This is a genomic window from Promicromonospora sp. NPDC023987 (assembly GCF_040639055.1).
Classification (GTDB): Bacteria; Actinomycetota; Actinomycetes; order Actinomycetales; family Cellulomonadaceae; genus Promicromonospora.
In genome coordinates this window covers 24,847-35,086 of the sequence record NZ_JBEZZF010000062.1, presented here as the reverse complement: position 1 = coordinate 35,086, position 10,240 = coordinate 24,847, and the positions used below count along the sequence as shown (strand labels likewise).

Here is a 10,240-nt window from a genome sequence, read left to right as displayed (position 1 = left end):
GGTAGGGCGGCCTCTGAGGGCCGCCCTACCTCGCCACAGTTCTACCTCGGCGTTTCCGTCGTTCAGAATGGTGCCCATGCCCCAGCAGAACCTTCAGATCACCGCGGTCGCACCCGACCCCGCGCTGCTGGACCTCCCGTGGGACGTGCCCCTGGCCGAGTGGCCCGACGACGTCCTGGCCGCGCTGCCGCAGGGCATCTCGCGGCACGTGGTCCGGTTCGTCAACCACGGGGGGCGCGTGCTCGCGATCAAGGAGATCGGCGAGACCGTCGCCTACCGCGAGTACGAGCTGCTGCGCCAGCTCCACCGCATCGAGGTGCCCTCGGTGGTCCCCGTCGGCGTCATCACGGGTCGCAGGGCGCCCGACGGCGAGCGGCTCGAGGCCGTGCTCCTCACCGAGCACCTGCAGTTCTCGCTGCCGTACCGCGCGCTGTTCAGCCAGGACCTGCGTCCGGACACGGCGACGCGCCTCATCGACGCCCTCGCGGTGCTCCTGGTGCGCCTGCACCTCGTGGGCTTCTACTGGGGCGACGTCTCGCTGTCGAACACCCTGTTCCGGCGCGACGCCGAGACGTTCGCCGCCTACCTGGTCGACGCCGAGACGGGCGACATGCACCGCACGCTGACCAACGGCCAGCGCAACTACGACGTCGACCTGGCCCGTACCAACATCATCGGCGAGCTCATGGACCTCTCCGCGGGCGAACTGCTCGACGAGGCCGTCGACGAGGTCGCCATCGGCGATGCCCTCGTGGAGCGCTACCAGGAGCTGTGGGACGCCCTCACCGGCTCGGAGGCGTTCGACTCCGACGACCGCTGGCGCGTCGCCGCCCGCATCGAGCGGCTCAACGACCTCGGCTTCGACGTGGGCGAGCTCGAGATCACCACGGACATCGACGGCACCAAGGTGCGCATCCAGCCCAAGGTGGTCGACGCCGGGCACCACTCCCGCCGCCTGCTCCGCCTCACCGGGCTGGACGTGCAGGAGAACCAGGCCCGCCGCATGCTCAACGACCTCGACAGCTATCGCGCCGCGACGGACCGGCAGAACGACCAGGAGCAGATCGTCGCGCACGCCTGGGTGCGCCAGGTGTTCCGTCCGACGATCGACGCGGTGCCGCGCGAGCTGCGCCGCAAGCTGGAGCCGGCGCAGCTCTTCCACGAGATCCTCGACCACCGCTGGTTCATCTCGCAGCAGGCGCAGCGGGACATCCCGCTGCCCGAGGCCGCCGAGTCCTACGTCGAGCACGTCCTGCGGCACCGCCCGGACGAGGACGCGGTACTCGGCCTCGCCCCTGGCGAGACCGATCCAGCAGACCTCGAGTAGTCGGTAGAACGTCAGGTGATCGGCAGCCCGAGCTGCCGATCACGTGACGGATTACCGATCACTCGCCCGAGGGCGCCACCGCGCGCTGCTTCGCGACCTCGTAGAGGGTGATACCCGCGGCTACCGCGGCGTTCAGCGACTCCGTGGTGGTCGCGATCGGGATCGAGACCACGGCGTCGCACGTCTCGCGCACCAAGCGGGACAGCCCCTTGCCCTCCGAGCCAACGACCAGCACGAGCGGGTCGGTGGCGTACGCGAGCTCGCCCACCTCCATGTCGCCGCCGGCGTCGAGCCCCACGACGAAGCAGCCGGACTTCTTCAGCTCGGCGAGCTCGCGGGCCAGGTTGGTCGCGCGCGCCACGGGCACGCGGGCCGCGGCACCGGCCGAGACCTTCCAGGCCGACGCCGTCACGCCGGCGGCGCGCCGCTCCGGCACCAGCACGCCGTGCGCGCCGAACGCGCCGGCGGACCGGAGCACCGCGCCGAGGTTGCGCGGGTCGGTGACGCTGTCGAGCGCGACGATCAGCGGTGCCTCCCCCGCCTCGGCCGCCGCGTCGAGCAGGTCCTCGGTGTCCTTGTAGTCGTACGGCGGCACCTTCATGGCCACGCCCTGGTGCACGGCGCCGTCGGTGATCTTGTCCAGGTCGAGGCGCGACGCCTCGAACATCGGGTGGCTGCGAGCGTGTGCGATCTCCAGGATCTCCTGGGTGCGGTCGTCCGACTCCAGGTGCGTGGCCAGGTAGATGCCCTCGACGGGCATCTCCGCGCGCAGCGCCTCGAGCACCGCGTTGCGGCCGGCGACGACCTCGGTGGCGCCGGCGCCCTTGCGACCCGCGCCGCGACCGCCCGGGCCGCCCGGTCGCCGCCCGGCGGCCACACGCTTCTCCGCCGCGACCTTGCGCTGGTGCGCGGGGTGGTAGGTCCGGTCCTCCGCCTTCGGCGTCGGCCCCTTGCCCTGCAGCGCCTTGCGGCTGTGACCGCCGGTGCCGACCTGGGCTCCCTTCTTGGAGCCGGTCTTGCGCACCGCCCCGGCGCGCTTGGAGTTTCCTGCCATGGTGTGTCTCGTCTCTCAGCCGGTGGTCGAGCTTGTCGCGACCACCGCGGGTTCGGTAGCGGTGGCCTCGACAAGCTCGGCCACCAGGGAAAAGTTCAGGAGAGCGCCCAGCGGGCGCCGTCGGCGGAGTCCTGGACCTCGATCCCGGCGGCCGCCAGGCGGTCCCGGATCGCGTCGGAGGTGGCCCAGTCCTTGGCGGCACGTGCCTCGGCGCGCGCCTTGAGCTCGGCCGCGACGAGCCCGTCGAGCGCCGTGGCGTAGCGGTCGTCGGTCGACGTCACCCACTGCGGGTCCGCCGGATCGAGACCCAGCACGTCGAGCATCGCACGCAGCGTCACCAGCTCGTCGCGCACGGCGGCGTCGGTCCCCGAGGTGAGCGCGGTGTTCCCGGCGCGCAGGTGCTCGTGCACGACGGCGAGCCCCTGCGGCACGTTCAGGTCGTCGTCCATCGCCGCCGCGAAGGCCTCGGGGACCTCGGCCTTGGCGATCTCCTCTGCCGGGACCTCGCCGACCCGCTCCGACGCGCGGGTCACGAACCCGGAGAGGCGCTCCCACGTGGTGCGGGCCTCGTCGAGCGTGTCCGGCGCCCACTCGAGCATGGACCGGTACTGCACGGCGACGAGCGCGTACCGCACCACCGGTGCGGGCGCCTGGCTGAGCAGCTCGCTGACGAGCAGGCCGTTGCCGAGGGACTTCGACATCTTCACGCCGGACTGCGTCACCCAGGCGACGTGCATCCAGCGCTGCGCGAACCCGTAGCCGGCCGCGCGCGACTGCGCCTGCTCGTTCTCGTGGTGCGGGAACCGCAGGTCGAGACCGCCCCCGTGGATGTCGAACGTCTCGCCGAGGTAGCGGCGAGCCATCGCGGAGCACTCCAGGTGCCAGCCGGGCCGGCCGCGCCCGTACGGGGTGTCCCAGGAGGCCGACTCCGGCTCGCCCGGCTTGGGAGCCTTCCACAGGGCGAAGTCGTGCGGGTTCCTCTTGGCCTCCGCGGCGGACCCCGCAACGACGCCCGCCCCCTCCTCCGGGCTGAGGTCGTCGACCTTCTGCCGGGTGAGCTCGCCGTAGGCGGGCCAGGAGCGGACGTCGAACCAGACGTTGCCCGCACCCGTGCTGTAGGCGTGCCCCTTCTCGACCAGGCGGTCCATGAGCCCGACCATCTCGGGCACGCTGCCCGTGGCGCGCGGCTCGTAGGTGGGCGGGATGACGCCGAGCGCGTCGTACGCCTCGGTGAAGACCCGCTCGTACAGCGCCGCGTGGGCCCACCACTCGCGGCCGGCGGCGGCCGACTTGGCCAGCACCTTGTCGTCGATGTCGGTGACGTTGCGGATCAGGGTGACCTTCAGGCCACGTCGGGTGAGCCAGCGACGCAGCACGTCGAAGGCGATGACCGGACGAAGGTGGCCCACGTGCGGAGGTGCCTGGACGGTAGCGCCACACAGGTAGATGCCGACCTCGCCCGGGGTGATGGGGGTGAAGTCGCGCACCTCGCGCGCAGCGGTGTCAAACAGGCGGATAGTCACCTGTCAAGGGTACCGGCGCTTCAGCTCTCCGCCTCGACGACGGCCCGGGCTCGCTCCAGGGTCTGCCGCATGCCCCGCACGTTGGCCCGACGGCGGTGCCAGCCCGCCAGCGCCCAGTACACGCGGGACACGCCGCGCTGCTCCAGCTCGAACGACTCGGTGACGTCGCATCCGCCGTCCGCGGGCACCAGCCGGTAGCGCCAGTTGTTCAGGCGCTTCCCACCCATGTACACGGTGAAGCCGAAGTCCCGGCCCGGCTCGCAGTGGGTCACCTTGCACTGCGTCCAGTACACGGGTCCCACCCCGTTGCGCCGGACGTGTCCCCGGAAGTGCGCGCCGACGGCGGGGCCGGTGGCCCCGTCGGTCCACTCCGCCTCGAAGGTCTCGGGGCTCAGCTCACCCACTCGCGTGACATCGCTGAGCAGGTCCCAGACCTGGCGCGGGTCCGCGTCCATGTGCACAGTCACTTCTGCTCGCATGACCGCACACTACTGTCTCTACGTCAGTAGTGTGCGCCCGGGCGTCAGGCGGCGACGTCGCCCGCGAGCAGGCGCGCCACGTGACGGTGCCCACGCAGCTCGAAACCGACGACCGACACCACCGGCGCGAGCATGACCAGCAGGAGCGCCCACGACATGGGCAGCCCGGCAGCGGCAGCGGCGACCGCCGCCACGAGGACGACCACCGTGCCGACGATGATGAACAGGTGCAGCCGGTCGAACGACCGGGTCAGGATGCCGAACTGTGTGTAGTCGGCGAGGACGAAGACGAGCACCGGCACGGCGACCGCCAGCACAGTCCCGACGGCGCCGATGTGGGAGTGCCCCTCGAGGTAGTAGGCCGCCACGTGCAGGCCTGCACCCACGCCCGCGAGGGCGGCGAAGATCACGATGTTCCCGTAGCCCCAGACGAACGACCGCTCGCGGTGCCGGTGCAGCATCTCGGCGTCCGGCGTGAGGTAGTACGTCCACCAGAGGCCGAACGTGAGGCCCGTACCCGCGAGCGCCACGAGGGCGGCGTCGACCGTCCATCCTGACTCCTCGACGACCGCGGACAGCGTGGCGACGGTGCCGATCACGCCCTCACCGAGCGTGATGATCGCCAGCAGGCCGTACCGCTCGGCGATGTGGTGCGCGTGCCACGGCGTGCTCCGCGAGGCGTCCCCGCCCCCGCTCGGCGAGCCAGGGACCCGCCATCTCGGCGATCCCCAGCAGCGCACCGCCGACGAAGAAGACCGGCACGCTCACGGGCGCCACGGCGAGGATGATCCAGCCGACCTGCGTGACGACGAGGGTCCGCACGTACGCCATGCAGGTCGCCCGGTACGCGGGCGCCTGCCGGGCCGCGCGCAGCCACTGCACCAGCAGTGCCAGCCGCATCACGATGTACCCGGCGACCATGACCTCGTTGTGCACGCGCTCGCCCTCGGCGAGCGACCCGAACATCTCCGGCAGCCCGAGCGCGAGCACCACGACGCCGATCATCTGGACCATCGTGGTGACGCGGTAGAACCAGTCGTCGGTGTCGAACGCCGAGGCGAACCAGGAGAAGTTGATCCACGCCCAGCAGATCGCGAACATCGAGAACGCGAAGCCGATCACGCCGTCGGCCACATGGCCCTCGGCGATCAGGTGCGCGCCCTGCTCCCCCGCCACGCCGAACCCGACGACGAACGCCAGGTCGAACAGCAGCTCCAACGGTGTGGCGGTGCGCGACCGCTCGTGCGGGTCACGGCCGGCCATCTGCCGGTTGCGGTGGTGCAGAGTGGACATGAGCCCTGTTCTACCCGATGGCCGGTTCGACGGCCTACCCGAAGTTCTTTCCCTCACCCCGGTACGTCGGCACGGTCTCCACGATCTCGGTACCGCGGACGAGGTGGACCCGGTCGAACCGCTCCATCATCTCCCCCGCCTTCGCGTGCCGCAGCCATACCCGGTCGCCGGTGTGCAGCCGGCCGTCGGGCGAGAGCCCGCGGGTCACGCGCAGCGGTGTCTGCACCTCGCCGGCGCCCTCCGGGCCGCTCAGGGCGTAGCCGGGCGTGAACAGGCGGGGCAGGCGTGCGGCACCTGCCTTGCCCGACGCCGCGTACCCGCCCGCGAAGGCGGTCACCCAGCCGGGCGCGGGCTCACGCACGACGTCGAGCCCGAAGAACGCGGCGGGGCGCGCCTGGAAGGAGCGGTAGCCGTCGAACAGGCCGGGCGCGTACAGGCCGGAGCCCGCCGTGACCTCGGTGACGCCAGGAGCGCCCCCGCTCACCTCGACGGACCCGGTCCCGCCCGCGTTGACGAGCTCCACCTCCTGCCCGACGGCGTCCCGCACCGCCGCGAGGATCCGCACCCTGCGCTCGTTCACCTCGCGCATCGAGAGGCTCTTGACGAGCCGGACGGCGGGGCTCGTGTCGGGCAGGCCCGCCACCTGGGCCTCGTAGAACATGAGACCGCGCACGCTCAGGCCCTTCGCCTGGGCCACCGTCGCGAGGGCGGCGACGTCGCCGGGCTCGCGCAGCGGTGAGCGCCGCACCCCGAGGTGGGCGGTCAGCGCACCGACGCCGACGCGCAGCGAGCAGTCGACGTCCAGGCACACCTGGACCGGGCCGCCGTCCGCCGTGCCGCGCACGCCGCCGACCGGTCGTTCGGCGTCCGCGATCAGGCCGAGGTGGGCGACGTCGTCGACCATCAGGGTGATCTCCGCGCGGGCCGTCGCGTCGGCCGCCAGCGTCGCGAGCGCCTGCCTGTCCACCGTCGGGTATCCGACCAGCACGTCGCGCACACCCCTGCTGACCAGCCACAGCGCCTCGCGCAGCGAGTACGCCATGACGCCGGCGAACCCGTGCCCGGCAGCGCGCTCGACGAGCGAGCGCACGCGCACCGACTTCGACGCGGCGCGGACGGGCACGCCGTCGGCGCGCTTGAGGAGGTCGAGCGCGTTGGCGTCGAACACGTCCAGGTCCACGACGGCGAGGGGCGCGGGCAGTCCGGAGGTGGCGGCGGACAGCCGCGCGACGGTGTCTGCTGCGGAGCTCATGACCGCACGCTACTCCTCCGGCTCGGGGCACGGCGCGGCCCACCAGGCGGTTCGCGCCCGAGATCTTGGCTCTGGTCCGCCGCGCGGGGGCGTGCGATAGTGCATCCGTGATCTGGACGAACTGGGCACGCACCGTCAGCGTGACACCTGTACGGCTGGAACAGCCGGCCTCGGAGGACGAGCTGTCCGACGCCGTGCGTCGCGCGGTGCGGGAGGGCCACCAGGTCCGCGTCGTCGGCGGAGGGCACTCGTTCGCGCCGGCGGCCGCCACGGAGGGCGTGCAGGTCAACCTCGACCGGCTGAACGCCCTGCACCGTGTCGAGCGGGACCCGGACACGGGCCACGCCCTCGTCACCGTGGGCGCCGGCATGCGGCTGCGCCAGCTCAACCGGGTCCTGGCCGAGCGCGGGCTCGGCATGCAGAACCTCGGCGACATCGACCAGCAGTCGGTGGCAGGCGCCATCTCCACGGGCACGCACGGCACCGGCGCCCGGTTCGGCGGTCTAGCCACCCAGGTGCGCGCCCTGACGGTCGTAGGGCCCGACGGTGAGGTCACCCGAGCCACGCCGACCGAGCGGCACGACCTGTTCGAGGCATCCCGGCTCGGCCTCGGCGCGACGGGTGTGCTGAGCACCGTGACCATCGAGGCCGTCCCCGCCTTCGACCTGTACGCCGTCGAGGAGCCCTGGCCGATGGACCGCATCCTGGAGTCCGTCCACGACCTCGTCGCGGACAACGACCACTTCGAGTTCCTCTGGTTTCCCGCCACGCATCGGGCACTGACCATGCGCAACATGCGGGTCGAGCCGGAGCAGCACGCCGGTTCGAGCGTCGGCCGTCGCGGACGACGGCTCGCCGGGGCGGCCCGCACCTTCCTCGACGAGGAGGTCCTGTCGAACGGGCTGTTCGAGGTGACCAACCGGATCGCGACGGCGTTTCCCGCCACGACACCGGCGCTCGGCGAGCTCGCGACCCGGGCGCTGACGGCCCGGCGGTACACGGCCCCCGCGCACGAGGTGTTCTGCACCAACCGCCGCGTGCGGTTCCGCGAGATGGAGTACGCGATACCGCGTGCCGCCGTCGTCGAGGTGCTGGGCGAGCTCGCCGCCTGGCGCCGGTCCAGCGGCGAGAACATCCCGTTCCCCGTGGAGGTGCGCTTCGCGCCCGCCGACGACGTCTGGCTCTCCACCGCGTACGGCCGCGAGACCGCGTACATCGCCGTCCAGCAGTACTGGCGTCTGCCGCACGCGCGCTACTTCGAGGCCGCCGAGCCGATCTTCACGGCAGTGGGCGGGCGTCCCCACTGGGGCAAGATGCACACCCGCGACGCCGAGTACCTCGCCGGCCAGTACCGCCGTCTGCCGGACTTCCGCCGGACGCGCGCGGCCGCTGACCCCGGGGGCGTGTTCGCCAACCCCTACACGGAGCGGGTCTTCGGCGCCTAGACCGGTTCCATGTCGTCGAACACGTCGTGCGCGAGGACCGCGAACCCCTCGCGCGCGGCCTCGTCGTCCTGGTCCACCATCCACGCGAGCTCGATGCCGTCGATGCGGAGCGCCGTCATGCGCGCCAGCGTGCCGACCTCCGTGCGGTACCTGACGCCCGCGACGTCGGCCAGCCGCTGCAGGTACTCCCTGGTCATGGCGATGCTCTGCTTGAGGTGCGCCTGTGCGACCTCGCGCAGCACTGGCGTCCGCGCGCCCGAGACCGCGAACTCGAACGTCAGCAGCCGCATGTGCTGGTTCTGCTTGAGGCCGACCAGCAGCGCCTCGACGGTGCCCTCCGCGAGAGCCATCCGGTCCGGCCCGACGTCGAGCGCGGAGAGCACCGGCTCCGACGCTCGCATCGCGATCGCGCGGCCCATGGCGCGCAGCATCGCGTCCTTGTCGTCGAAGCAGTAGTGCACGGTGCCGAGCGAGATCCCGGCCTCCTGCGCCACCCTGCGCACGGTCACCGACTCGACGCCCTCACGCATCGCGACGCTCAGGCCGGCCTCGACGATCTCGGCACGCCGTTCGTCGAGCGGCTTGCGCTTGTTCATACCTGACTCCCGGCATCGGGTACGACGAGGGCCGTCGCGATCGCCGCGACGCCCTCACCGCGACCCGTCAGACCGAGCGCGTCCGTGGTGGTAGCGGTCAGGGACACGGGCGCTCCCGCGGCGGCGGACAGAGCCGCCTGTGCCTCGTCGCGCCGCGTGCCGACCCGCGGATGATTTCCGATCACTTGGACTGCCACGTTACCGATCATGTACCCAGCAGCCCGGACGCGCCTCGCGGCCTCCGCCAGCAGGGTGGTCCCGGACGCTCCCGCCCACTCGGGCCGGCCGGTCCCGAAGTGCGACCCGAGGTCGCCGAGGGCCGACGCCGAGAACAGTGCGTCCGCCGCCGCGTGCGCCGCGACGTCGGCGTCGGAGTGCCCGGCCAGGCCGCGCTCCCCCGGCCAGTGCAGGCCACCGAGCCACATCTCGCGACCCGAGCCGTCGGGCGCGAAAGCGTGCACGTCGACCCCGATCCCGGTACGGGGGAGCTGGTACGCGGCCGGTGCAGGTCGCGGGGTGTCCGGCGTGCTGGACTGGTCGGTCATGCGTTGGTCTCCTGCAGCACGAGGGACGCGAGCCACAGATCGCGTTCGGTGGTGATCTTGAAGGCGGCCACGTCCCCCGCGACCATGTGGACCGGTTCGCCGAGGGCCTCGACGAGGCCGGCGTCGTCGGTCGCCGCCAGGTGTTCCGCGGCGGCCCGGCCGGCACCCGTGCGGTGCGCGCGGACGAGCAGGTCGCGGGCGAACCCCTGCGGCGTCTGCACGGCACGCAGCATCGAGCGGTCGGGGGTGCCCGTGACCAGCTCTGCGTCACCGTCGGGGCGCACCTGCTTGACCGTGTCGACGACGGGCAGCCCGGGGACCACCGCGCCGTGGCCGCGGCGGACCGCGCCCACGACCCGCTGGACGAGGTCCGACGGGACGAGGGGGCGCGCGGCGTCGTGCACCAGCACGACGTCGTCCCCCGGACGGGCGAGCGCCAGCCCGGCCGCGACCGACGCCTGCCTGGTGGGCCCGCCGTCGGTCACCTGGACCGCGATCTGCACGTACGGATCGTCGGCCAGGAGGTCCGTCATGACGCGGACCAGGCCCTCGGGTGCGGTCACCACGAGGGAGTCCACGACGCCCGACGCCGCGAGGCGTCGCGCGGCGTGCAGCACAAGTGGAAAGCCGTCAAGCTCCACCAGAGCCTTCGGCAGGTCGCGCCCTAGTCGGGATCCCGAGCCGGCGGCCGTCAGGATTGCAAGGGTCGTCATCTCGTCGCGGGTC

At 72.4% G+C, this 10,240-nt stretch carries 11 protein-coding genes; 2 read left to right on the top strand and 9 right to left on the bottom strand.

Annotation, left to right across the window (positions count from 1 at the left end):
• The first annotated feature begins 67 nt into the window (after positions 1-67).
• Positions 68-1,327: a DUF4032 domain-containing protein gene (locus AB0F40_RS21895; protein ID WP_357472549.1), complete on the top strand. Its 1,260-nt coding sequence runs from the start codon at positions 68-70 to the stop codon at positions 1,325-1,327.
• Positions 1,328-1,385: 58 nt separating this feature from the next.
• Here AB0F40_RS21895 and rlmB read toward each other — a convergent pair whose 3' ends face one another.
• The 6 genes from rlmB to AB0F40_RS21865 all read right to left on the bottom strand — a co-directional run bounded on the left by rlmB (position 1,386) and on the right by AB0F40_RS21865 (position 6,928).
• On the bottom strand, positions 1,386-2,381 hold the full coding sequence (gene rlmB, locus AB0F40_RS21890) for a 23S rRNA (guanosine(2251)-2'-O)-methyltransferase RlmB (RefSeq protein ID WP_357472547.1): 996 nt from the start codon (positions 2,379-2,381) through the stop codon (positions 1,386-1,388).
• 95 nt (positions 2,382-2,476) lie between these two features.
• Positions 2,477-3,904, bottom strand: a complete 1,428-nt coding sequence (gene cysS, locus AB0F40_RS21885; protein WP_357472544.1) for a cysteine--tRNA ligase — start codon at positions 3,902-3,904, stop codon at positions 2,477-2,479.
• Positions 3,905-3,924: 20 nt separating this feature from the next.
• On the bottom strand, positions 3,925-4,383 hold the full coding sequence (locus AB0F40_RS21880; RefSeq protein ID WP_357472541.1) for an SRPBCC family protein: 459 nt from the start codon (positions 4,381-4,383) through the stop codon (positions 3,925-3,927).
• A gap of 44 nt (positions 4,384-4,427) precedes the next feature.
• Positions 4,428-5,000, bottom strand: coding sequence for a low temperature requirement protein A (locus tag AB0F40_RS21875; protein WP_357472556.1), 573 nt, complete (start codon positions 4,998-5,000; stop codon positions 4,428-4,430).
• Positions 4,987-5,676 carry a low temperature requirement protein A gene (locus AB0F40_RS21870; RefSeq protein ID WP_357472538.1) on the bottom strand — a complete coding sequence of 230 codons (690 nt, stop codon included), beginning with the start codon at positions 5,674-5,676 and terminating at the stop codon, positions 4,987-4,989. Before AB0F40_RS21870 ends, AB0F40_RS21875 begins: the two co-directional genes overlap by 14 nt.
• 34 nt (positions 5,677-5,710) lie before the next feature.
• Complete coding sequence (locus tag AB0F40_RS21865; protein ID WP_357472535.1) at positions 5,711-6,928, bottom strand: alanine racemase; 1,218 nt, start codon at positions 6,926-6,928, stop codon at positions 5,711-5,713.
• Positions 6,929-7,035: 107 nt separating this feature from the next.
• On the opposite strand from AB0F40_RS21865, the gene AB0F40_RS21860 reads away from it, so the two are divergent.
• Positions 7,036-8,373 (top strand): D-arabinono-1,4-lactone oxidase, encoded by a 1,338-nt coding sequence (locus tag AB0F40_RS21860; RefSeq protein WP_357472532.1) that lies wholly within the window; start codon positions 7,036-7,038, stop codon positions 8,371-8,373.
• On the opposite strand, the gene AB0F40_RS21855 is transcribed toward AB0F40_RS21860, so the two are convergent.
• From AB0F40_RS21855 to ispD, 3 genes are read right to left on the bottom strand one after another with little or no spacing between them, the layout of a single operon-like run.
• On the bottom strand, positions 8,370-8,969 hold the full coding sequence (locus tag AB0F40_RS21855) for a TetR family transcriptional regulator (RefSeq protein ID WP_357472529.1): 600 nt from the start codon (positions 8,967-8,969) through the stop codon (positions 8,370-8,372). The two genes, AB0F40_RS21860 and AB0F40_RS21855, sit on opposite strands and share 4 nt — an antisense overlap.
• Positions 8,966-9,514: a 2-C-methyl-D-erythritol 2,4-cyclodiphosphate synthase gene (gene ispF, locus AB0F40_RS21850; RefSeq protein ID WP_357472526.1), complete on the bottom strand. Its 549-nt coding sequence runs from the start codon at positions 9,512-9,514 to the stop codon at positions 8,966-8,968. The genes AB0F40_RS21855 and ispF overlap by 4 nt, the downstream gene beginning before the upstream one ends.
• Positions 9,511-10,227, bottom strand: coding sequence for a 2-C-methyl-D-erythritol 4-phosphate cytidylyltransferase (gene ispD / locus AB0F40_RS21845; RefSeq protein WP_357472524.1), 717 nt, complete (start codon positions 10,225-10,227; stop codon positions 9,511-9,513). The genes ispF and ispD overlap by 4 nt, the downstream gene beginning before the upstream one ends.
• Between the last annotated feature and the right edge of the window lie 13 nt (positions 10,228-10,240).